The sequence below is a fragment of the Derxia gummosa DSM 723 genome (genome assembly GCF_000482785.1).
GTDB classification, from domain to species: Bacteria; Pseudomonadota; Gammaproteobacteria; order Burkholderiales; family Burkholderiaceae_E; genus Derxia; species Derxia gummosa.
The window spans coordinates 195046-218109 of record NZ_AXWS01000008.1; the positions used below are offsets into that span (position 1 = coordinate 195046).

Below are 23064 nucleotides of genomic sequence, written 5' to 3' on the forward strand. Positions count from 1 at the left end.
CGATGACCGCCCGATGCGTGATGGTGCTCGGCACCACCAGCGGCGCCGGCAAGAGCTGGCTCGCCACCGCGCTATGCCGCCATTACGCGCGGCGCGGCCTGAGCGTCGCGCCGTTCAAGGCGCAGAACATGAGCAACAACGCCCGCGTCGTCGCCGGCCCCGGCGGCGCCGAGGGCGAGATCGGCTCGGCCCAGTACTTCCAGGCGCTCGCCGCGCGCGCCGAGCCGGACGTGCGCATGAACCCGCTGCTGCTCAAGCCCGAGGCCGACACGCGCAGCCAGGTGGTGCTGCTCGGCCGCGCGAGCGCCGAGCTGTCGGCGCTGCCCTGGCGCGGTCGCTCCGAGCTCGTGTGGCCAGCGATCGCCGCCGCCTTCGACGAACTGCGCGCCGCGCATGACGTGATCGTCATCGAGGGCGCCGGCTCGCCGGCCGAGATCAACCTGATGGCGAGCGACATCGTCAACCTGCGCGTCGCCCGCCATGCCGACGCGCGCTGCCTGCTCGTCACCGACATCGACCGGGGCGGCGCCTTCGCCCATCTGTACGGCACCTGGGCGCTGCTGCCCGAGGCCGACCGCGCGCGCATCGCCGGCTTTGTGCTCAACCGCTTCCGGGGCGACGCCGGCCTGCTCGCGCCCGCGCCCGAGCAGTTGCGCGCGCTCACCGGCATCCCGGTGGTGGCGACGCTGCCGATGTGGCGCGAACACGGCCTGCCCGAGGAGGACGGCGTCTTCGACGACCGCACGCACGCGGCCGGCGCGGTGACGCTCACGGTGGCCGTCATTGCCTGGCCGCGCATCAGCAACCTCGACGAGTTCCAGCCGCTGCGCAACGTGCCGGGCCTGCGCCTCGTGTGGGCGCGCAGCCCGGCCGAGCTGGCCGGCGCCGACTGGATCGTGCTGCCCGGCTCCAAGGCCAGCGCCGCCGATCTCGCGTGGATGCGCGCGCGCGGACTCGACGCCGCCGTCGCGCGTCACGCGGCGGACGGCGGCGCGGTGCTCGGCATCTGCGGCGGGCTCCAGATGCTCGGCGACTGGCTGCACGACCCGCACGGCGTGGATGGCGCGCCGGGCGTCAACGCGGGCGCGGCGGCCGTGGGCGAGGGCGGCGCGGGCAGCAACGCGCCCGTCGCCGGCCTCGGCCTGCTGCCGCTCGCCACCACCTTCGCGCGCGACAAGACCGTGCGCCGCAGCCGGCTGCGCCTCGACGGCATCGCGCCCGGGCCCTGGGCCGCGCTCGACGGCATCGAGGCCGGCGGCTACGAGATCCACCACGGCGTCACGCGCGCCACCGGCGCCGGCCCGCGCGAGATCGCGCCCGGCCTCGCCTGGCAGAACGCCGCCGGCAACGTGCTCGGCTGCTATCTGCACGGCCTGTTCGAGGACGCCGCCGTGCTCGCCGCATTGTTCGGCGCCCGCGCCCGCGCGCCCGACGCCGTGTTCGACGGCCTCGCCGATTTCGTCGAGCGCCATGCCACGCCCGGCCTGCTCGACGCGCTCATCGGCGCCTGAGCCGGGCCTGCGCGCCGCCGTCCCGCCAGCCCGTTCCGGCCACGCCAGGACCGCCCCCTCCGACACCGCCCCCATCTCCGCCCGCCATGACCGTGCCCTACAACCCGCCCGCCGTTCCCGACCTGCACAGCCCGGCGCTCGCCGCCGCGCTCCAGCACCGGCTCGACCACCTCACCAAGCCGCTCGGCGCGCTCGGCCGCATCGAGTCGCTCGCGCTGCGGCTCGGTCTCATCCTCGGCGGCACCGCGCCCCGGCTCGACGCGCCGCAGCTGGTCGTGTTCGCCGCCGACCACGGTCTCGCGGCGCGCGGCGTCTCGGCCTATCCGGCCGACGTGACCTGGCAGATGGTCGAGAACTTCCTCGCCGGCGGCGCGGCCGTGAGCGTGCTCGCGCGCCAGCATGGCCTCGCGCTGACGGTCGTGGACTGCGGCGTGTGCCACGACTTCGCGCCGCGCCCCGGCCTGGTCGTGCGCAAGCCCGCGCGCGGCACGGCCGACGCCCTCGACGCGCCCGCGATGACGCCGGAGCAATGCGCCGCCGCCCTCGCCAACGGCGCCGAGCTGCTGCGTGGCCTGCCCGGCAACGCGCTGCTGCTCGGTGAAATGGGCATCGGCAACACCTCTTCGGCCGCGCTGCTGCTCGCGCGCCTCGCCGGCCACGACATCGCCGCCTGCACCGGCGCCGGCACCGGCCTCGACGCCGACGGCATCGCGCGCAAGACCGCCGTGCTGCGCGCCGTGCTCGAACGCCATGCCGGCGCCACCGCGCCGCTGGCCGCGCTCGCCGCCCTCGGCGGGCTGGAGATCGCCACCATGACCGGCGCCGTGCTCCAGGCCGCAGCCGAGCGCCGCGTCATCGTCGTGGACGGCTTCATCGCCTGCGCGGCGGTGCTGGTGGCGGCGCGGCTCGCGCCGGCCGTGACCCAGCGCTGCGTCTTCGCGCACCGCTCGGGCGAGCGCGGACACGGCCTCATGCTCGACGCGCTCGGCGCAGAGCCGCTGCTCGACCTCGGCCTGCGTCTCGGCGAAGGCTCGGGCGCGGCGCTCGCGTGGCCGCTGCTCGTGTCGGCCTGCGCGCTGCTCGACGGCATGGCGAGCTTCGCGCAAGCCGGCGTGGCGACGGCGGGCTGAGCCGTGGCATCGCATCGCGCTCCACGCGTCGTTCCGGGCACCGCGCGATGAACCCGCTGCGCCGCTACCTGCTCGCGCTGCAATTCTTCACGCGCATTCCGGTCACGGGCCGGCTCGCGGCCTGGGTCGGCTTCAGCCCGCAGCTGCTGCGTGACAGCGCCGCGCACTTTCCGGGCGTGGGCTGGCTGGTGGGCGGGCTGACCGGCGCGGCGCTGTGGACGCTGCTCGCGCTGCTGCCCGACCGGCCCGCCGCGCCGCTGGTGGCCGCCGCGCTCGCCACGCTGCTCGGCGTGATGCTCACCGGCGCCTTCCATGAGGATGGCCTCGCCGATCTGGCCGACGGCCTCGGCGGCAGCGCCGACCGCGAGCGGGCGCTGGACATCATGAAGGACTCGCGCATCGGCAGCTTCGGCGCGATCGCGCTGGTGCTGGCGCTGCTGCTGCGCTGCGGCCAGCTCGCGCTGCTGGCCCAGATCGATGCGCGGCTCGCGGCGCTCGGCCTGTTCGCGGCCCAGGTGCTGTCGCGCGGGCTGCCGCTGGTGCTCATCCGCGTGCTGCCGCATGTGGGCGACACGGCGCGCAGCAAGTCCAAGCCGCTGGCCGACCGCATCGGCGGCGCGGCGCTCGCCGTGGGCGCGCTGTGGAGCGCGGCGGCGCTGCTGCTCGCGGCCGGCATGGCGCAAGCGTTTGCAGCGCCGGTCGGCGCGGGCGGCTGGCTCGCGGCCTGCGCGGGCGCGCTGCTCGGCCTGGGCTGGATGTGGCGGCTGCTCGCGCGCCGACTGCAAGGCTTTACCGGCGATGCGCTGGGCGCGACCCAGCAGGTCTGCGAGCAGGGCTTCCTGCTCGGGCTGCTGCTGGCGGCGTGATGGCGACGGCCCGCCCGCTCCGGCGCCGTGGCGCCATCTCCCACGCCCGCCGTCCGCGCGCGGCGGTGCCGGCATGAAGCTCCTGCTCGCGCGCCACGCCCGCCCGATCGGCGCCGACGGCCTGTGCTACGGCCGACTCGACCTGCCGGCCGACGCCGACGCCACGCGGCTCGCCGCGCGGGCGCTCGCGGCGGTGGTCGCGCCGGGCGCGCCGCTGTTCATGTCGTCGCGGCTGCGCGCGCGCCAGCTCGCGCTCGCGCTGCATGCGCTGCGGCCCGACCTGCCGGCGCCGCGCGCCGATGCGCGCTTCGACGAGATGGATTTCGGCCGCCACGAAGGCCGGCCCTGGGCCGACATCCCGCGCGCGGCGGTCGATGCCTGGGTCGCGGATTTCGCCGCGCATCGCTTCGGTGGCGCCGAGTCGGCCGCCGAGGTGCTGCGGCGCGTCGCGGCCGGGCTCGCGGCGCTGCCGGCCGCGCCGCTGGTGGTGGTGGTCGCGCATGCGGGCGTGATCCGCGCCGCGCGCTTCCTGGCCTCGGCCGGCGCCGACGCGCTGCCGGCCAGCGCCGCCGACTGGCCCGCCGACGGCTGCGGCCACGGCGAATGGCTGCTGCTCGACTGGCCCGGCTGAGGGCTGGCGCCCCGCCTCAGCGCGCCAGCCCCAGCAGCCGGTCGGCCCCGAGCCGCCGCGTCAGCGCCAGCACCGCGAGCGGCCCCGCCACGCCCGCGCCCAGGCACATCAGCACCAGCTGATCGCCATCGGCGTTCGGCAGCAGCCGGTGGCCGACGATGCGCATGCCGGCCGTGAAGAACACGTGCAGCAGATAGATCGACAGCGATTCGCGCCCGAGCGCACCGAGCCAGCGCCCCGCGCGGCCTTCGCCCGCCAGCATCGCCCAGCCGGTCAGCATCACGATGCCCGGCGCTGCCGCCGCCAGGGCGATGCCGCCGGTCGGCACCGCGCCTGCAAGCCTTTGCGTGAGCAGCGCCATCAGCGCGAAGCCGGCGCCGCCCAGCAGCGTCGTCACCACCCGCCGGCGCCGGGGCAGGACGGCCGCCGCCAGCACCATCGGCCCAAGCAGCCCTCCGGCCGCGAAGAACACATAGCTCTTGAGCAGCGACTTGAGCGGATAGCCGGGTTGCAGCAGGTCGTTCATCCCGAGCAGCACCAGGCCCAGCAGCGGCAGCGCGAGCCGGCCCAGCGGCAGCGTCAGCACCGCGACGAGCTGGCAGAACATCAGGCATTGCAGGAACCAGAACTGCGACGGCGGCGACCACACCGCCTGTGCGATGTCGGTCCAGTGCAGCCGCACCGGCGTGTTCACCGCCGAGCCGGCCGACGAGATCACCAGCAGCTGCACCACGGACCAGAGGATGTAGGGCCAGGCCAGCCGGCGGACGATGCCGGCGCAGGTCGCCAGCTTCGGCTTGCCGATCCAGCGCTCGGCGAACAGCCCCGCCAGGAAGAAGAACAGCGGCATGTGAAAGAGGTAGATCACACGCAGGATTTCATTCCACGCGCTGCCCGGCGGCAGCAGCCCGGCGTCATGCACGCCGATGATCGCGTGACCGAGCACCACGAGCAGGATGCCCGCGCCCTTGCTGACATCGACCCAGGCATGGCGTGACCGGGCGGGGGAGGCGGGCCGGGCGACGGCGGGCGCGGAGGCTGCCGTGGCGGGCGCGGCGAGGGTGGAGGAGGTCATCGGGGGAGGCGTTGTCGTGGTGTCGAGGGCCACGGCCGCGAGCGGGCGCCCGCGGCGCCGCGCTCCCGGCGGGCGGAAGTCGCGGCGGATTATTCGGCGCCCCGATGCGCCGTTTAAGGAAAGGAATCACGCCCGCGCCGGCTGTGCCATGTGGAGCAATCGATGCGGCGCGGGCGCGTCGGCGCCCGGCTCAGTCGTCGCCCGGCGCCGCCGGCATGCGGGCGCGGATCTCGCGCACCACGGTCTGCGGCGGCTTGCCGAGCGCGCGCATGAAGGCGCGCCGCATGCGGTCCTCGTCGCCGAAGCCGCTTTCGGCGGCGATGCGGCCGATCGAATCGTGGCCGGCCTCGATCAGCGCCTGCGCCGCCTCCAGCCTCAGTTTCTCGACCGCCTTGGCCGGCGTCACGCCGGTCTCGTCGCGGAAGGCGCGCGCGAAATGGCGCGGGCTCCAGTGCACGACCGCCGCCAGGTCGTCGACGGTGAGCGGCGCGCGCAGGTTCTCGCGCGCATGCGCAAGCGCGACGCGTATGCGGTCGGACGCTGGCTCCAGCTCGCTCAGCGTCGAGAACTGCGACTGCCCGCCGCCGCGCCGGTGATAGACGACGAGCTTGCGCGCGATGGTCCGGGCGATGTCGTTGCCGCAATCCTCCTCGACCAGCGCGAGCGCGAGATCGATGCAGGCGGTCATGCCGGCCGAGGTCCAGACGCCGTCGTCGTTGACGAAGATGCGGTCGTCCTCGACGCGGATGGCCGGAAAGCGCCGCGCCAGCTCGCGCGTGCGCGCCCAGTGCGTCGCGGCGCGCCGGCCGTCGAGCAGGCCGGCCTCGGCCAGCACGAAGGCGCCGGTGCAGATCGCGGCGAGCCGGCGCGCCTTGCCGGCCACGCGGCGCAGCTCGGCGAACAGCGCATGGTCGGTCGGCGTCGGGCCGGTCGCGCCGGACACGAGCACGGTGTCGTAGGGCTGGCGGCCGAAGGCGCGCGCCTGCACCGCGATGCCGGCTGAACTGGCCACCAGCCCCGGCGCGAGCGCGACGGTCTCGATCTCGTACACCGGCTCCGGCGCGAGCGCATTGGCCAGCTCGAACGGCCCGAGCGCCGCCAGATCGAGTGACTGAAAACCCGGATAAACGACAAAAGCGATGCGAGCGGTCATGGCGCTCTCCTGCGGCGGAAACAATGGATGCGCGCCACTGTGACGCAGGATTCAAGGTTCGGTCAAACCCGACTGGCACCCGCCACACGCAAGAGCCGGCTTGTCAGTTTTTGCGGTTTGCATGGCATAAAAGACAAACCGGATTTCCACAGAATGAGGGCTCCAACCCACTCGCCAACCCGGCACGGAGACCTTCATGAAGCTCAGCGACAACACCATCCTCATCACCGGCGCTACCTCCGGCATCGGCCGTGCCCTCGCCGTCGCGCTGCATGAGCGCGGCAACCGCGTGATCGTCGCCGGCCGCCGGCGCGCGCTGCTCGACGAGATCGCGCAAGCGCATCCGGGCATCGCCACGCTCGAACTCGACGTGGCCGATCCGGCCAGCATCAAGGCGGCGGCCGAGCGCCTGCGCGCCGAGCATCCGGCGCTCAACGTGCTCATCAACAATGCCGGGATCATGAAGTTCGACGACGCGGCCGGCGCGCTCGACGACGCCGTGGCCGAAGCGCAGATCGCCACCAACCTGCTCGGCCCGATCCGCCTGAGCGCGGCGCTGCTGCCGCTGCTGCGCGGCAAGCCGGGCGCGACCATCGTCAACAACACCTCGGTGCTGGCCTTCGTGCCGCTGGCGGCCACCGCCGTGTACTCGGCCACCAAGGCGGCGCTGCATTCGTACACGCTGTCGCAGCGCTTCCTGCTGCGCGACGCCGGCATCGATGTGGTCGAGATCGCGCCGCCCTGGGTCGATACCGACCTCATCCACAAGAGCGGCGATCCGCGCGCGATGCCGCTCGACGCCTTCATCGCGCAAACGCTTGCAGCGCTGGAAGCCGGCGGCCCCGAGGCGCTGGTGGACGCGGTGCGCGACTTCCGCGCCAACCCCGGCCCCGGCGAGCACGCGCTGGTGGACGGCTTCAACGCCGCCCTGCGCGAGAGCCCGATCCCGACGGCCTGAAGCAGATGAACACCCCCGCCATGCCCGCCGCGCTCGCGGCGGAAGACTTCCGGCGCGCGCGGCTGCTGCCGCTCGCGCTCGGCAGCTTCGCCATCGGCACCGAGGCTTTCATGATCGCGCCGCTGCTGCCGGCGCTCGCGGCCGATCTGGGCGTGGGCGTGCCGGCGGCCGGCCAGCTCGTGACGGTGTTCGCCTGCGTGTACGGCATCGGCTCGCCGGTGCTCACGGCGCTGGTCGGCGCGCTCGACCGGCGCCGCCTGCTGCTGGCCTGCCTTGCGCTGTTCATGCTCGGCAATCTCGCCGGCGCGCTGGCCGGCAGCTTCGCGCTGCTGATGGCGGCGCGGGTGCTGATGGCGCTCGCCGCCGGCCTCTACATGCCCAATGCCAACGCGACCGCGACCCAGCTCGTCGGGCCGGCGTTCCGGGGCCGGGCGCTCGCGGTGATCGCGGGCGGGCAGAGCCTCGCGATCGCACTCGGCGTGCCGGTGGTGGCGCTGCTCGGCGACCGGCTCGGCTGGCGCATGAGCTTCGCGGTGGTGGCGCTGCTCGCGGCGCTCGGCGTGGCGGCGCTGCTGCGGCTGGATCGCGTGGCGCCGGCCGGCGGCGCGCCTTCGCTCGGCGCGCGTCTCGCGCTGCTGCGCGCGCCGGGCCTGGCCCGCGCCTGCGCGGTGACGCTGCTGTGGGCCGTGGGCGCCTATCTGATGCTGACCTATCTCGCGCAATACCTCGCCGACGTGCTCGGCGTGGGCGGCGCGACCGTGGGCCTGTTCATGGGGCTGTGGGGCATCGCCTCGGCCAGCGGCGTGTTCCTGTCGGGCGGGCTGGCCGACCGTCTCGGCGCGCCGCGCGTGATCGCCGCCGCGCTCGCGCTGCTGGCGCTGGCCTTCGCGACGCTCGGGCTGCTCGCATGGCTCAAGCCGGGCGGACTGGCGGGGCTGCTCGCGGTATCGGGCGCGATCGTGGTCTGGGGACTGTCGGTATGGGGCTTCTTCCCGGCCCAGCAGGCGCGGCTGATCGGCCTGGCCGGCATCGCGGCGGCGCCGGTGGTGCTGTCGCTCAACGCCTCGTTCATGTACCTCGGCTTCTCTCTCGGCGCGGGGCTGGGCGGGCTGGTGCTGGCGCGGTTCGGCAGCGGCGCGCTGGGCTGGGCGGCGGCGGGCGTCGAGCTGGGAGCGCTGGTGCTGGCGGTGGCGCGCGGCCGGCGCTGAGCCGCGCCCGCGTGGCGCCGGGCTCGGCGTCCACGCGGGTCTTCCGCGCCCTGGCTCGCGGCTGGCGCCCAACCCGGCACCGACCGCGAGCCAGGGCGCGCCCGCGCGATCAGGCCGCGAGCGGCGCGCTGTCCGGCTTCTTCTGCCGCAGCGCCACGCCGCGCCGCACCGCCACCAGCTCGGCCGCGATGCTCACCGCGATCTCGGCCGGCGTCAGCGCGCCGAGGTCGAGGCCGACCGGACCGTGCAGCCGCGCTATCTGCGCGGCGTCGAGGTCGAACAGCGCCAGCCGTTCCTTGCGCCGGCGCGTGTTGAGCCGCGAGCCGAGCGCGCCGACATAGAAGGCCGGCGAGCGCAGTGCCTCCATCAGCGCGAGGTCGTCGAGCTTGGGATCGTGGGTGAGCGCGACCAGCGCGCTGTGCGCGTCGAGACCGAGCGCGAGCACGAGGTCGTCCGGCATGTCGCGGCTGAAGCGGGTGCCGGGCAGGGTCCAGCCGACGAGATATTCCTCGCGCGGATCGCAGCAGATGACCTCGAAGTCGAGCGTCAGCGCCATGCGCGCGAGCGCCTGCGACAACTGCCCGGCGCCGATGATCACCAGCCGCCAGCCCGGCCCGAAGGGCTGGCGCAGCTCGCGGCCGTCGAAGGCGAAGCCGCTGCCGCGCTCGCGGCCGGCGAGCCGCGTCACGCCGCTGGCCAGATCGAGCCGGCGCTCGACCAGTTCGTGGCGCGCGGTGCGGTCGAGCAGCTCGGCCAGCCAGCCGGTGTCGGCCAGCGGTTCCTGCAGCAGCCGCAGCGTGCCGCCGCAGGGCAGGCCGAATCGCGCCGCCTCGTCGCGCGTCACGCCGTAGCTGACGAGCGTCGGCCGGTCGGGCAGGGCGCCGTCGCGCAGCCGCGCGATGAGGTCGTCCTCGACGCAGCCGCCCGACACCGAGCCGGCCACGCGCCCGTCCCGCGCGAGGCAGAGCAGGGCGCCCGGCGGACGCGGCGCCGAGCCCCAGGTCTCGATCACCGTCACCAGCCACACGCCCAGGCCGGCGCGATGCCAGTCGAGCGCCTGGCGCAGCACGTCGAGGTCGAGGCTGTCCATCGGCGGCTCAGGCCTGGGCGAGCGCCGCGCGATCGAGCGGCAGCCGGCGCGTCCGCACGCCGGTCGCGGCCCGCACCGCGTTGGCCAGCGCCGGCGCGACGATGGCCGTGCCCGGCTCGCCCACGCCGCCGGGCGCGGCCTCGCTCGGCAGCAGATGCGTCGAGAACCGGGGCAGCTCGTTCATGCGCAACACCGGCGCGTCGTGGAAGTTGGACTGCTCGATGCGCCCGTCGCGCACCGTGGCCTGGCCATGCAGCGCGGCCGACAGCCCGAAGATCGCGCCGCCCTCGATCTGCGCCCTGACCGTGTCGGGGTTGACGACCACGCCGCAATCGACGGCGGTGGTCACGCGGCGCGCGCGCACGCTGCCGTCGGACGCCACCTCGACCTCGCACACCATCGCGATCCAGCTGCCGAAGGCGAAGCCGAGCGCCACGCCCCGGCCGGCGCGCGCCGGCAGCGGCTGGCCCCAGCCGGCCTCGGCGGCGGCGCGTTCGAGCACCGCGCGGGCGCGCGGATCGGGCGCCTGGTCGAGCCGGAAGCGCAGCGGATCGCGGCCCGCCAGCACGGCCAGTTCGTCGATGAAGCTCTCGACCACGAACAGGTTGTGCGTCGGCCCGACGCCGCGCCAGAACGCGGTCGGCAACGGCGGCTCGTGGTTCTGGTACTCGACGCGCACGCTGGCCAGCGCATAGGGCGGTCGGTCGGCGCCGTCGATCACCTCGGGGTCGAGGCCGTCGCGGTACAGCGGCGGCGCCCAGCGCCGGATCACCGACGAACCGGTGATGCGGTGATGCCAGGCCACGACGCGGCCGTCGGCGTCGAGGCCGCCGCGCACCACGTCATGGAAGGCGGGGCGGTACATGTCGTGGCGGATGTCCTCCTCGCGCGACCACACGACCTTGAGCGGCCCCTTCACCTGGCGCGCGATGCGCACCGCGAGCGCGACGCTGTCGATCTCCAGCCGCCGGCCGAAGCCGCCGCCGAGCAGATGGTTGTGCACCGTCACGCGCTCGACCGGCAGGCCGCTGGCCTCGGCGGCGGCCGCGCGCGCCCGCGTCAGCACCTGGGTGCCGACCCAGACCTCGCAGGCATCGGCGCGCACGTCCACCGTGCAGTTGAGCGGCTCCATCGCGGCATGGATGAGGAAGGGCAGCTGGTACACGGCGTCGAGCCGTTGCGCGGCGCCGGCCAGAGCGGCATCGACATCGCCATCGTCGCGCGCCTTCACGCCGCCGCGCGCCGAGGCCGCGGCCATGTCGCGCCAGATGGCCGCGCTGTCGAGGCCGGCGTTGGGGCCGTCGTCCCAGTCGGGGCGCAGCGCGGCCAGGCCCTTGCGCGCGGCGCCCATGTGGGCCGCGACCACGGCCACGCAATCGTCCAGCACCACCACCTGGCTCACGCCGCGCATCGCGAGCGCGGGCGCCGGATCGACGCCGCGCAGCCGGCCGCCGATCGCCGGCGCCTGCATCAGCGCCGCCACGCGCAGGCCGGGCGGGCGCGCGTCGATGCCATACAGCGCCGTGCCGTTGACCTTGGCCGGCGTGTCGAGCCGGCGCGCCGGCGTGCCGATGAGGCGGAAGGCGCTCGCGGGCTTGAGCGCGACGCTGTCGGGCAGCGGCTGGCGCGCGGCCTCAGCCAGCAGCGCCCCATAGGCGAGGCGCCGGCCGCTCGGCGGATGCAGCACGGCGCCGTGCTCGGCGCGGCAGCTGTCGGGCGCGACGCCCCAGCGCGCGGCGGCGGCGCCCACGAGCATCCGGCGCGCGCTGGCGCCGGCGCGGCGCATCGGCTCGAAGGCGGCGCGGATCGTGGTGGAGCCGCCCGTCACCTGGAAGCCGAGCAGCGGATTGGCATAGCGCGCGTCGTCGGGCGGCGCGTGCTCGACGCGCACCCGCGCCAGATCCACTTCCAGTTCCTCGGCCAGCAGCATCGGGATGCTGGTGTAGGTGCCCTGGCCCATCTCGACATAGGGCATGGTCATCGTGACCGTGCCGTCGGGCGCGATGCGCAGGAAGGCGTCGGGCGCGAAATCGGCCTCGGCCGGCGGTGCCGAGGCGGCGGGCCGGGCGGCGGCGTCGAGCGAGAAGCCGAGCACCAGACTGCCACCGGCGAGCGTGGCGCCGGTCAGGAAGCGGCGCCGCGCGCGCGAGGCCGGGGCGTTCGCGGCGAGGTGGTCGGTGCCGTGTTCGGCGGCGTGATCGGCGGCGTGATCGGCCGGCGCGAAGCCGGGCAGGGCGGTGTCGCGGTCCATGGATCAGCCCTCCTTGCCGTCGGCCAGCGCGCGCGCCGCCGCGTGAATGCCGGCGCGGATGCGCGGATAGGTGCCGCAGCGGCAGAGGTTGCCGCTCATCGCGGCATCGATCGCGTCGTCGTCCGGCGCCGGATTGCCGGCGAGCAGCGCGGCGGCCTGCATGAGCTGGCCCGACTGGCAGTAGCCGCATTGCACGACTTCGAGATCGAGCCAGGCGCGTTGCAGCGCGCGGCCGACGCGGTCGCGGTCGAGCCGCTCGATGGTGGTGACGCGCTTGCCGACCACGTCCGACACCGGCGTGATGCAGGAGCGCACCGCCGTGCCGTCCACCCGCACGGTGCAGGCGCCGCACAGGCCCATGCCGCAGCCGAACTTGGTGCCGGTGAGGCCGAGCACGTCGCGCACGAGCCAGAGCACGGGCGTGTCGTCGTCGATGTCAAGCGCGCGCGCCTGACCGTTGATGTCGATCTTGAGCATGCAATCTCCGAGGCGGTCGGCCCGGCGGCGCGGCCGGGCGTGGCACGCCGGACCGGCACTCCATCGGAGCAGCGGCGGGATCGCGGGCTGGCCGGGTGCGGCCGATTCTGTCGGCCCGCATGGCGCGGGCGCAGGACAAACCGGCCGCATTTCCGGACATGGCGGGCCGCGCGCCGAATGACGAATCGCCGTCGATTCAAGACGATTCATCAATTCGTAATTCCGGGGAAATCCGGTCGGATATTGAATGCACTGCATTGTCGTCATGCAGATTCTTCAGCACGTCCGCATGGCATTTGTCGGAGTATTTGCCGCGACCGCCATTCCTGAAATGCCGAATGGCCATGCGAAATGACCGATGAATCAACCGAGCGGAGTGCGGGCAATGCCAGTCACCAGAATCGCAGCCGGGCAGATTTCTCCCATCAATATTCCGGCGCAATTGCCGGTCGATGCGCCGGGGGCAATCGGCCTGAATTGGCTGCCGCCCGCGGGCACGCCGCTGGCGGAATGGATCGACTATTCGGTCGATGCCTGGCAGCGCTGGGTTCTCACGCTCGACACGCTGCGCGAGCGCGCCGCCAACCATCGCGAGCGCAGCCGGCAGCAGGCGCCCAACGTGCTCGACTTCCCGTTCGAGCTGGTGCTCGACGGGCGCAGCTTCGACCGCCCGGTCAACTACTGCCTCGTGCGCATCGCGGTCGAGCCCGCGGGCGGCGCCGATCCCGCGCGCCGGCCCTTCATCGTGTTCGACCCGCGCGCCGGTCACGGCCCGGGCATCGGCGGCATGAAGCACGACAGCGAGATCGGTGTCGCGCTCGGCGCCGGCCATCCCTGCTATTTCGTCGGCTTCCTGCCCGAGCCGGTGCCCGGCCAGACCCTCGACGACGTGTGCGCGGCCGAGGCGCGCTTCATCGCCGAGGTCGCGGCGCGCCATCCCGAGGCCGACGGCAAGCCCTGCCTGATCGGCAATTGCCAGGCCGGCTGGCAGATCATGATGACCACCGCGCTCGCGCCCGAGGCCTCGGGCCCGCTGATGCTCGCGGGCGCGCCGCTGTCGTACTGGGCCGGCGTGCACGGGCGCAATCCGCTGCGCTATCTGGGTGGCCTGCTCGGCGGCACCTGGATGACCGCGCTCGCGGGCGATCTCGGGCATGGCATTTTCGATGGCGCGCATCTGGTCGCCAATTTCGAGAGCATGAATCCGGCCAATACGCTGTGGAAAAAGAATTACCACCTGTATGCCGATATCGACCATGAAGCGCCGCGCTTTCTCGAATTCGAGAAATGGTGGGGCTCGCCGGTATTGCTGAATGCCGGTGAAATGCAGGCGATTGCCGACAATCTTTTCGTCGGCAATCGGCTGGTCAGCGGTGAAATGCGCAGCGCCGACGGCACGCGCATCGATCTGCGCAATATCCGCTCGCCGATCATCGTGTTCTGCTCGCATGGCGACAACATCACCCCGCCGCAGCAGGCGCTCGACTGGGTGCTCGACCTCTATCGCGACGAGGCCGAGCTGATCGCGGCGGGCCAGACCATCATCTATTGCCTGCATCAGACCATCGGCCATCTCGGCATCTTCGTGTCGGCTTCGGTCGCCCGGAAGGAGCACGACGAGTTCGCGCGCGCCATGGACATCGTCGACGTGCTGCCGCCGGGCCTGTACGAGGCCAGCTTCAGCGAGATCACGCCCGGCACGCCGCATGCCGAACTTGCGACCGGCCGCTACGTGCTGCGCTTCGAGGAGCGCGGCTTCGCCGACCTGCGCGCCCTCGGCGGCAACGATGCCGAGGACGATCTGCGCTTCAGTGCCGCCGCGCGCCTGTCGGAAATCAATCTGGCGCTCTACCGCCGGTTCGCGGCGCCGGTCGTGCAAGCCTTTGCAAGCGCCGACACGGCGGCCTGGCTGCGCCGGCTCCATCCCAACCGGTTGCGCTTCGAGGCCTTCGACGGCGAGCTGCCGTGGATGCGCGGCATCGCGCCGCTCGCGCAGCAGGTGCGCGCCGCGCGCCGCCCGGTGGCGGCCGACAACACCTTTCTCGCCTGGCAGCGCATCGGTTCCGACGCGATCGTCGCCGCGCTCGATGCCTGGGGCGCCGCGCGCGACCAGGCCACGGAAGCCTTCTTCCTGAACTTCTACGGCGCGCCGGCGCTGCACGCGCTGCTGGGCCTCGATGCGCGCGCGGTCGAGGCGCGCCGCGATCCGGGCCATGACCTCGTGCGAGAGGCGCTGGCCGAGCGCGACGCGGCCCGGCTGGCACGCGACTGCGCGCGCGGCGGACTGGTCGAGGCCGCCATCCGCGCGCTGCTCTACATCGCACGCGGCCGGCAGGCGCGAGTGGCCGACGAGCGTGCCTTCGGCGCGCTGGGTCGGCTGCGCGCACGGTTGCCGGCCACGACGCGGCCTTCGCTCGCCGAGCTGAAAACCGTCGCGCGGGCCCAGGCCGCGCTGCTCGCGGCCGACGAGGCGGCGGCCGTCGCGGCCATTCCGGCACTCGTCGCGGCGAGCCCGGCGGCCGCGCGTGTCGCGGTGCTCGATGCGATCCGGCTCGCGGTCGAAGCCTCGGGCGAGGTGCCGGCCGAGGTCGCGCGCCGGCTCGCCGAGGTGCAGCGCGGTTTCGACGGCGCGCCGGCCGGCGCCGTCCGTGAGGCCGAGACGGCCACGCGCGCCGCGCCCGCCCGGCGGCGCGAGACCACCGCCGGCTGACGGCGCCGCGGCCGGCACCCGGCCGATCACCGTCGCGCCGGTCCGTCCGGGGCCGGCCGCGCGCCGCTTTTCCTTCCCGCCCACTTCCGCAGGAGTCCCGCCATGGACCATGCCTCCACCGCTCCCGCGCCGCATGCGCGCTACGACGCCCTGATCGCGCGGGCGCGCCAGGGCCGGCCGGCGCCGGCCGCCGTCGTCCATCCCTGCGATGTGCATGCGCTCGAAAGCGCGCTCGACGCGGCGCGGCTCGGCCTCATCGCGCCGGTGCTCGTCGGTCCGCCGGCCGCGATCGCGGCGGCCGCGCGCGCGGCCGGGCTTGCGATCGATGCGCTGCCGGTCGTGCCGGCGGCCGATGCGCGCGGCGCCGCGCGGCGCGCGGTCGAACTCGCGCGCGACGGTGAGGTGGTCGCGCTCATGAAGGGCAGCCTGCATACCGACGAACTCATGGGCGCGGTCGTCGCGTCCGACGGCGGCCTGCGCGGGCCGCGCCGGCTCAGCCATTGCTTCGTCATGGACGTGCCCGGCCATGACGACCCGCTCATCGTCACCGACGCGGCGGTCAACATCGCGCCCGCGCTCGCCGAGAAGGCCGACATCGCGCAGAACGCGATCGACCTCGCGCATGCGCTCGGCATCGCCGAGGTGCGCGTCGCCATCCTCTCGGCGGTCGAGACGCTCAACCCCAAGCTGCCCACCACGATCGAGGCCGCGGCGCTGTGCAAGATGGCCGAGCGCGGCCAGATCACCGGCGCGCTGCTCGACGGGCCGCTCGCGCTCGACAACGCGATCAGCCCCGAGGCCGCCGTCATCAAGAAGCTCGCCGGCCCGGTCGCAGGCCATGCGAATGTGCTGCTCGCGCCCAATCTCGAGGCCGGCAACCTGCTCGCCAAGAGCCTCACCTTCCTCGCCGGCGCAGACGCGGCCGGCATCGTGCTCGGCGCGCGCGTGCCGGTCATCCTCACGAGCCGGGCCGATTCGGTGTCGGCGCGGCTCGCGTCCTGCGCGGTCGCGGTGCTGGTCGCGGCGCATGCCTGCGCGGAGGCCTGAACGATGGCCGCCATTTCCGGACCTCAGGCGATCGCGGTCGTCAACGCCGGCTCGTCGAGCCTCAAGTTTTCGCTCTTCGACGAGGACGGCGACACGCTCGCGCTGGTGCTGCACGGGAACGTGGAGGCGCTCGGCGGCGCGGATGCGCATCTGCTTGCGCGCGACCCGTCCGGCCGCGTGCTGGCCGAGCAGCGCTGGCCCGGCCAGCAGCCCGATCACGCCGCCGCGATGACCGAGGTCGTTGCCTGCATGCGCGCCGCGCTCGGCGGCCGGCATGTGGCGGCGGTCGGGCATCGCATCGTGCATGGCGGCAGCGAATTCACCGCGCCCGCGCGGCTCGACGCCGCCGTGCTCGACCGCCTCGCCCGGCTCGCGCCGCTCGCGCCGCTGCACCAGCCGCACAACCTCGCGCCGGCCCGCGCGCTGCTGCGCGTCGCGCCCCAGGTGCTCCAGGTCGGCTGCTTCGATACCGCCTTCCACGCGCGCCAGCCCGAGCTTGCGCAAGCGTTTGCATTGCCGGCCGACATCACGCGCCATGGTGTGCGGCGCTACGGCTTCCACGGGCTGTCCTACGAATACCTGGCCGGCGCGCTCGCGGCGCTCGATCCGGCGCTCGCGCGCGGCCGCGTGATCGCGGCCCATCTCGGCAACGGCGCCAGCCTGTGCGCGCTCGACGCCGGTCGCAGCATCGCGAGCACGATGGGCTTCACGGCGCTCGACGGCCTGCCGATGGGCACGCGCTGCGGCAATCTCGATCCCGGCGTGCTGCTCTACCTCATCGACAGCCTCGGCATGACGCCGCGCCAGATCGAGGATCTGCTCTACCGCCGCTCGGGCCTGCTCGGCGTGTCGGGCATCGCGAGCGACCTGCGCGCGCTCGAGGCCAGCGACGCGCCCGAGGCGCGGTTCGCGATCGAGCTGTTCGTCTATCGCGTGGCGCGCGAGATCGGCTCGCTCGCGGCCGCGCTCGGCGGGCTCGACGGGCTGGTGTTCGCGGGCGGCATCGGCGAGCACGGCGTGAACGTGCGCGGCGCGATCGCGCGCGCGGCCGGCTGGCTCGGCCTGCGCCTCGATGCCGAGGCCAATGCCGGCGCGACCGGCGGCGACACGCGCCGCATCAGCACCGCCGCCAGCCCGGTCGCGGCCTGGGTCGTGCCGACCGACGAGGAACTGATGATCGCCCGCCACGCGCGCCGCCTGCTCGACGCGCCTTCCCCCGCGGCGCGGGCATGACCGCGTCGCCCCTTTCAAGGAGTTCATCCGCCATGACCGCTTCCTCCTTGCCGCAGGTGCTCGCCGGCCGGCGCGCGCTCGTCGCCGGCGTCGCCAACGAGCATTCGATCGCCTGGGGCTGCGCGCGCGCCTTCAAGGCGCTCGGCGCCGAGGTCGCGATCACGCATGGCGGCGAGAAGGCGCGCCCGCATGTCGAGCCGCTCGCGGCGGAGCTCGGCATCGAGCTCTGCCTGCCGCTCGACGTGACGCGCGCCGGCGACCTCGACGCGGTGTTCGACACGCTCGCCGCGCGCTGGGACCGGCTCGACATCGCCGTGCATTCGATCGCCTTCGCGCCGAAGGCCGATCTGCACGGCGGCCTGCTCGACTGCTCGGCCGAGGGCTTCGCGCTGGCGATGGACATCTCCTGCCATTCCTTCGTGCGCATGGCGCGGCGCGCGGCGCCGTTCATGCGCGACGGCGGCACGCTGTTCGCCATGAGCTATCACGGCGCCGAGCGCGTGGTGCCCAACTACAACGTGATGGGCCCGGTGAAGGCCGCGCTGGAATCGGCCTGCCGCTATCTCGCGCACGAGCTGGGGCCGCGCCGCATCCGCGTCCATGCGATCTCGCCCGGGCCGCTGCAAACGCGCGCGGCCTCGGGCATCAGGGATTTCGACCATCTGCTCGCCGAGGCCGTCGCGCGCGCGCCGGTCGGCGAACTGGTCGATCCGATGGACGTCGGCTACACCTGCGGCTATCTGGCCTCGCCTTACGCGAGCCGGGTCACGGGCAGCACGGTGTATGTCGACGGCGGTCTCAACATCATGGCCTGAGCGGGAGCGCGACGATGAAGTTCATTCTTTCCGGCCTCAATGCCGACGCGGCGGAAGAGGGCATCCGCGGCGGCCTCGCGCGCTACTTCAGCGTGACCGGAGTCAGCCTGGTGCGCGAGGGCAATGCCGACGAGCCCTGGGCCGTCGTCGAATGCGCCGACAGCTACGAGCACGTGTGGAACGTGATCAACCGGCTCCAGGGCGTGTACCACCGCGGCAAGGCGCTGCGCTTCTACATCCCCGCGCACCAGTCGCACGACCACGTCTTCGAGGGCGGCGAGCGGCTCGATCTCGACTGAGCCGCGCGCCCGATCCGGTTCGTCGGGTTCAGTCGTCGAACCGGATGAACTCCTCCAGCGACTGCCGTTCGCGTTCGCGCTTGCGCGCCGGCTCGCGGCGCCGCTGGCCAGGCGCGGCCGCCGTCCGGGCCGGCTGCGTGGCGGACTGGGCCGTGATGCGCGCGGCCTTCGGCGCCGGCGCGGGCGTCTGGTGCCCGGTCTTGAAGAAGGTCATGAGCGCCTGCAGCTGCTCGGCCTGGCTGCTCAGTTCCTCGGCGGTGGCGGCCAGTTCCTCGGCCGCGCCCGAATTGGACTGGGTCAGGTCCGACAGCTGGCTGACCGCCGAATTGATCTGCCCGATGCCGCTCGACTGCTCGTGCGAGGCCGCCGCGATCTCCTGCACCAGATCGGAGGCCTTGGTGATCGACGGCACGATGGTGTCGAGCAGGGTGCCGGCGCGCTCGGCCAGCGACACGCTGCCCTTGGCCACCTCGCCGATCTCCTGCGCCGCCTCCTGGCTGCGCTCGGCCAGCTTGCGCACCTCGGCCGCCACCACGGCGAAGCCCTTGCCGTGCTCGCCCGCGCGCGCCGCCTCGATCGCCGCGTTGAGCGCGAGCAGGTTGGTCTGGTAGGCGATGTCGTCGACGATGCCGATGCGGTCGGCGATGGTCTTCATCGCCTGCACCGTCTCGCGCACCGCGCTGCCGCCCTGGCCGGCCTCGGTCGCGGCCTTGCCCGACATGCTCTTGGTGATCTGCGCGTTCTCGGCGTTCTGCTGCACCGAGGCGGCCATCTGCTCGATCGAGGCCGAGGTCTGCTCGACGCTCGCGGCCTGTTCGCAGGAGGCCTGGCTCAGGCCCTGCGCGGTCGCGCTCACCTGTTCCGAGGCGCTGGCCAGTTCGCGCGCGCTCGCGTTCACGTCGCTCACCACCTCGGCCAGCTTGGTCACGGTGCCGTTGACGCTGTCGCACAGCGCCCGGAGCTGGCCGCGCGATTCGGCGCGCGCGGTCTGGGTCAGGTCGCCACCGGCCATCGCCTCCATCACGCGCGCCACCTCGTTGACCGGCACGAGGATGGTGTCGAGCGTTTCGTTGATGCCCGCGACGATGCGGCGGAAATCGCCGTGATGCACGGACGCGTCGGCGCGCGCGTCGAGCCGACCCTCGCGCGCCGCCTCGACCAGCAGCGCGGTGTCGGCGATGAGCGCGCGCAGGTTGCCGCGCACCTGCTCGATGGTGTCGTTGATGAAGGCCTTCTTGCCCGGGAAGGCGTCGAGCGGCGCGTCGAAGTTGCCGCGTCCGAATTCGGCGATGCAGGCCATCGCCTTCTTCTTGACCGCGATGTGGCCGGCGACCATCCCGTTGATGCCCTCGGCCATGCCGCCGAAATCGCCCTCGAAGCGGCCGGCGTCGATGACCACGTCGATGTCGCCCCGGTCGTGCTCGGCCGACATGCGGTTCATCTCGCGGATCAGGCCGGTGAGGTTGGCGCGCACGCGCTCGATGGTGTCGTTGATGAAGGCCTTCTTGCCGGGAAAGGCTTCGAGCGGCGCGTCGAAGTTGCCGCGTCCGAATTCGGCGATGCAGGCCATCGCCTTCTTCTTGACCGCGATGTGGCCGGCGACCATCACGTTGATGCCCTGGGCCATGGCGCCGAAGTCGCCCTCGAAGCGGCTGGCGTCGATGGTCACGTCGATGTCGCCCCGGTCATGCTCGGCCGACATGCGGTTCATCGCGTCGATCAGCGCCGACAGGTGCTGGCGCAGCTGGTCGATCTCCTGCTGCATCGTGCCGTACAGGCCGGGCAGGGTCGCGCCGGCCGCGCCGTGCAGACGGCCCCGGGCGATGTCCTGCACCTGGCCATCCAGCCGCGCGAGCGCGCCGCCGGCATGCTCCATGAAGCGGTTGACCCTTTCGGCCAGCAGCACGGCCAGTGCCGGCGCGCCCTCGACCGGCGTGGCGCGCGGCGCGAAGTTGCCGTCGCTCGCGGCATCGAGCACGGCGGCGAGATCGGCGCCGGCCCTGAGTTCGGCGCCGCGATCGATCCATTCCACCGCCGTCCCGAGCCGGCGGCCGTCGGCGGCCAGCACCGGCGCCACCACGAGGTCGTACACCTGCTCGCCGAGGCGGATGCGGCTGGTCTCGCCCGAGCCCAGGTCCATCAGCGCGCGCGCCTGGCCGTCGAGCCGGCGATGCAGCGGCTCGAAGGGCTGGCCCGCGAGCGCGAGCGCGCTGAACTGCGGCAGTGCGCGGCGGATGTCGGATTCGGCGGCGGCGAGCAGGGCGCCAAGCGCGCGGCTGACGCTGACGATGCGGCCGTCGGCATCGACCACCATGCTGCGGCCCGTTCCCTGGTCGAGCGAGCGCACCAGGCGGTCGGCGGCCTCGGCGGCCGCGTTGGCGCGCGTGATGGCGCCCGACAGATGCACGGCGAGCCCGCCCGCGGCGATGACCACTCCGCCGAGGCAGGCCAGTGCCGCGAGCGGCGGCGCGCCAGCGAGGCCAAGGGAGATCGCGGCGATCGCCAGCAGGATCACGATCGCGGAGCCGGTCAGGGCGGGAGCGTGGCGGAGGGGCGGTGGGCTCATTGGGTGCCTTCTTCCATTCGGATCAAGGAGCGACACCCTGCTGACCAGGGGCGTCGTGTCGGGTGCGTGTGCGAGCACTAACCCTAGCGAGCCCGAGGTCTTGCAAAGCCGGAAGGAAGGGGAGTTTGACCACCCAGATCGATGCCGAACGATCGTGGCCGGGGCGGCCTCCGCGTTGGCACGCGGGTGCGGCGGGCGTGAGCGGCGGGCGATTCCGCGCAGCGGTGAAAGCTGATGAAAAGCCGTTTCGCGCGGTGGCGGCCGGGCGGCACGCCGGGGGCGGCCAGCCTGAACATGCCGGCTTCCGCATCCCCGTGGCGGCCCGGCGCCCAATCGGCGGCTCACATGCCCGCGTACTGCGGCCCACCGCCCTCCGGCGCCGTCCAGGTGATGTTCTGGCCGGGATCCTTGATGTCGCAGGTCTTGCAGTGCAGGCAGTTCTGGGCGTTGATCTGGAGCCGGTCGCCGCCGTCGGCCTCCTTCATGAACTCGTACACGCCGGCCGGGCAGTAGCGCGCCTCGGGCCCGCCGAACACCGCGAGGTTGACGCTGACCGCCGCGCCGGGCCGCGCGAGGCGCAGGTGGCAGGGCTGGTCTTCCTCGTGGTTGGTGTTGCTCGCGAACACCGACGACAGCCGGTCGAAGCTGAGCTTTCCGTCGGGCTTGGGATAGCTGATGGGCGCGAAGGCCGTCGCCGGCCTGAGCCGCGTGTGGTCGGCCTCGGTGCGGTGGATGGTCCACGGCGGCGACTGCACGCCGAGCCGGGGTAGCAGCCATTGCTCGATGCCGGTCATCACCGTCGCCACGGCGCGGCCCTTCTTGAACCATTGCTTGAAGTTGCGCGCGCGGTGCAGCTCGGCATGCAGCCAGCTCTGCTCGAAGGCTTGCGGATAGGCCGCGAGTTCATCGTTGGCGCGTTCGGCCGCGAGCGCGTCGAAGGCCGCGTCGGCGGCGAGCATGCCGCTCTTGATCGCCGCATGGCTGCCCTTGATGCGGCTCGCGTTCAGGAAGCCCGCGTCGCAGCCGACCAGCACGCCGCCCGGGAAGGCGAGCTTGGGCAGGCTCAGCAGCCCGCCGGCGGTGATGGCGCGCGCGCCATAGCTCAGGCGCCGGCCGCCCTCGAAGAAGCCGCGGATCGCCGGATGCGTCTTGAAGCGCTGGAACTCCTCGAAGGGGCTGAGCCAGGGGTTCTCGTAATCGAGGCCGACCACGAAGCCGACCATCACCTTGTTGCCGCCCGCGTGGTACAGGAAGGAGCCGCCGTAGGTATCGGCATCGAGCGGCCAGCCGGCGGAATGGATGACGAGGCCGGGCTGGTGCTTGCCCGGGTCGATCTCCCACAGCTCCTTCAGGCCGATGCCGTAGCTCTGCGGATCGCGGCCGTCATCCAGCTTGAACTTCGCGATCACCTGCTTGCCGAGCTGGCCGCGCGCGCCCTCGGCAAACACGGTGTACTTGGCGCGCAGTTCCATGCCGAGCTGGAAGTCGCCCTTGGGGTTGCCGGCCTTGTCGAGGCCGAGGTTGCCGGTGGCCACGCCGCACACCGCGCCCTTGTCGTCGTACAGCACCTCGGTCGCGGCAAAGCCCGGAAAGATCTCGACGCCCAGTTCCTCGGCCTGGCTTGCAAGCCATTGCACGACGGCGCCAAGGCTGACGATGTAGTTGCCCTCGTTGTGGAAGCAGTCGGGCAGCAGCGGCGGCTGCTTGGCGTTCGTCTCGTCGAGGAAGAGGAAGCGGTCTTCCGTCACCGGCTGGTCGAGCGGGGCGCCGCGTTCCTTCCAGTCGGGGATCAGTTCGGTCAGCGCCTTCGGGTCCATGATCGCGCCCGACAGGATGTGGGCGCCCGGCTCGGCGCCCTTCTCCAGCACCACGACCGAAAGGTCGCCGCCGGCCTCGGCGGCGCGCTGCTTGAGGCGGATCGCGGTGGCGAGGCCGGCCGGACCGGCGCCGACGATGACGACGTCGTAGTCCATCGATTCGCGGGGGCCGTGTTCGGCGATGAGCTGGGCGGTGTCCATGGTGTTGGGTTCGGTGCAGGAAAACG

The 23064-nt window shown here is 73.3% G+C and carries 17 protein-coding genes and 1 pseudogene; 11 read left to right on the forward strand and 7 right to left on the reverse strand.

The genetic code is table 11. The features are described 5' to 3' along the window. Nucleotides 1-2 precede the first annotated feature (2 nt). The 4 genes from H566_RS0107145 (at nucleotide 3) to H566_RS0107160 (ending at nucleotide 4138) form a co-directional block, all read left to right on the forward strand. Nucleotides 3-1511, forward strand: coding sequence for a cobyric acid synthase (locus H566_RS0107145; protein ID WP_028310899.1), 1509 nt, complete (start codon nucleotides 3-5; stop codon nucleotides 1509-1511). An 86-nt stretch (nucleotides 1512-1597) separates the two neighbouring features. Continuing rightward, entirely contained in the window at nucleotides 1598-2641 is a 1044-nt protein-coding gene (cobT, locus tag H566_RS0107150) for a nicotinate-nucleotide--dimethylbenzimidazole phosphoribosyltransferase (protein ID WP_028310900.1), read from the forward strand. Nucleotides 2642-2688: 47 nt separating this feature from the next. Beyond that, the gene (locus H566_RS0107155; RefSeq protein WP_028310901.1) at nucleotides 2689-3507 is read left to right on the forward strand and encodes an adenosylcobinamide-GDP ribazoletransferase; all 819 of its coding nucleotides are present in this window, start codon (nucleotides 2689-2691) and stop codon (nucleotides 3505-3507) included. A 73-nt stretch (nucleotides 3508-3580) separates the two neighbouring features. Beyond that, complete coding sequence (locus H566_RS0107160) at nucleotides 3581-4138, forward strand: histidine phosphatase family protein (RefSeq protein ID WP_028310902.1); 558 nt, start codon at nucleotides 3581-3583, stop codon at nucleotides 4136-4138. A gap of 16 nt (nucleotides 4139-4154) precedes the next feature. On the opposite strand, the gene H566_RS28840 is transcribed toward H566_RS0107160, so the two are convergent. Together H566_RS28840 and H566_RS0107170 are read right to left on the reverse strand one after the other, a co-directional pair. Next, nucleotides 4155-5213, reverse strand: a complete 1059-nt coding sequence (locus H566_RS28840; RefSeq protein WP_028310903.1) for an acyltransferase family protein — start codon at nucleotides 5211-5213, stop codon at nucleotides 4155-4157. A 190-nt stretch (nucleotides 5214-5403) separates the two neighbouring features. Beyond that, the gene (locus H566_RS0107170) at nucleotides 5404-6366 is read right to left on the reverse strand and encodes a GlxA family transcriptional regulator (protein ID WP_028310904.1); all 963 of its coding nucleotides are present in this window, start codon (nucleotides 6364-6366) and stop codon (nucleotides 5404-5406) included. A gap of 196 nt (nucleotides 6367-6562) precedes the next feature. Here H566_RS0107170 and H566_RS0107175 point away from each other — a divergent pair, with 196 nt between their 5' ends. Both H566_RS0107175 and H566_RS0107180 read left to right on the forward strand, forming a co-directional pair. After that, nucleotides 6563-7324, forward strand: a complete 762-nt coding sequence (locus tag H566_RS0107175; protein WP_028310905.1) for an SDR family oxidoreductase — start codon at nucleotides 6563-6565, stop codon at nucleotides 7322-7324. A gap of 5 nt (nucleotides 7325-7329) precedes the next feature. Beyond that, on the forward strand, nucleotides 7330-8532 hold the full coding sequence (locus H566_RS0107180) for an MFS transporter (protein WP_051378294.1): 1203 nt from the start codon (nucleotides 7330-7332) through the stop codon (nucleotides 8530-8532). A 109-nt stretch (nucleotides 8533-8641) separates the two neighbouring features. On the opposite strand, the gene H566_RS0107185 is transcribed toward H566_RS0107180, so the two are convergent. The 3 genes from H566_RS0107185 to H566_RS0107195 are packed head-to-tail and all read right to left on the reverse strand — an operon-like array spanning nucleotide 8642 to nucleotide 12350. Next, on the reverse strand, nucleotides 8642-9622 hold the full coding sequence (locus H566_RS0107185) for an XdhC family protein (RefSeq protein ID WP_028310907.1): 981 nt from the start codon (nucleotides 9620-9622) through the stop codon (nucleotides 8642-8644). Nucleotides 9623-9629: 7 nt separating this feature from the next. Beyond that, on the reverse strand, nucleotides 9630-11873 hold the full coding sequence (locus tag H566_RS23550) for a xanthine dehydrogenase family protein molybdopterin-binding subunit (protein ID WP_084544860.1): 2244 nt from the start codon (nucleotides 11871-11873) through the stop codon (nucleotides 9630-9632). Nucleotides 11874-11876: 3 nt separating this feature from the next. Beyond that, nucleotides 11877-12350 (reverse strand): (2Fe-2S)-binding protein, encoded by a 474-nt coding sequence (locus H566_RS0107195; RefSeq protein WP_028310908.1) that lies wholly within the window; start codon nucleotides 12348-12350, stop codon nucleotides 11877-11879. Nucleotides 12351-12735: 385 nt separating this feature from the next. On the opposite strand from H566_RS0107195, the gene H566_RS23555 reads away from it, so the two are divergent. The 5 genes and pseudogenes from H566_RS23555 to H566_RS0107220 all read left to right on the forward strand — a co-directional run bounded on the left by H566_RS23555 (nucleotide 12736) and on the right by H566_RS0107220 (nucleotide 18454). After that, complete coding sequence (locus tag H566_RS23555; protein WP_084544861.1) at nucleotides 12736-15060, forward strand: DUF3141 domain-containing protein; 2325 nt, start codon at nucleotides 12736-12738, stop codon at nucleotides 15058-15060. A 66-nt stretch (nucleotides 15061-15126) separates the two neighbouring features. Next, nucleotides 15127-16107 (forward strand): annotated as a pseudogene (locus tag H566_RS0107205) (phosphate acetyltransferase); the annotation flags it as partial. A gap of 3 nt (nucleotides 16108-16110) precedes the next feature. Continuing rightward, complete coding sequence (locus tag H566_RS0107210; RefSeq protein WP_034410959.1) at nucleotides 16111-17340, forward strand: acetate/propionate family kinase; 1230 nt, start codon at nucleotides 16111-16113, stop codon at nucleotides 17338-17340. Between the two features lie 32 nt (nucleotides 17341-17372). Continuing rightward, nucleotides 17373-18155, forward strand: coding sequence for an enoyl-ACP reductase FabI (gene fabI / locus H566_RS0107215; RefSeq protein ID WP_028310911.1), 783 nt, complete (start codon nucleotides 17373-17375; stop codon nucleotides 18153-18155). 14 nt (nucleotides 18156-18169) lie between these two features. After that, nucleotides 18170-18454 (forward strand): hypothetical protein, encoded by a 285-nt coding sequence (locus H566_RS0107220; protein WP_028310912.1) that lies wholly within the window; start codon nucleotides 18170-18172, stop codon nucleotides 18452-18454. Nucleotides 18455-18482: 28 nt separating this feature from the next. Here H566_RS0107220 and H566_RS23560 read toward each other — a convergent pair whose 3' ends face one another. Both H566_RS23560 and H566_RS0107230 read right to left on the reverse strand, forming a co-directional pair. After that, nucleotides 18483-21020, reverse strand: coding sequence for a methyl-accepting chemotaxis protein (locus tag H566_RS23560; RefSeq protein WP_051378297.1), 2538 nt, complete (start codon nucleotides 21018-21020; stop codon nucleotides 18483-18485). A gap of 341 nt (nucleotides 21021-21361) precedes the next feature. Beyond that, nucleotides 21362-23038: an electron transfer flavoprotein-ubiquinone oxidoreductase gene (locus H566_RS0107230; protein WP_028310913.1), complete on the reverse strand. Its 1677-nt coding sequence runs from the start codon at nucleotides 23036-23038 to the stop codon at nucleotides 21362-21364. Nucleotides 23039-23064: the final 26 nt, after the last annotated feature.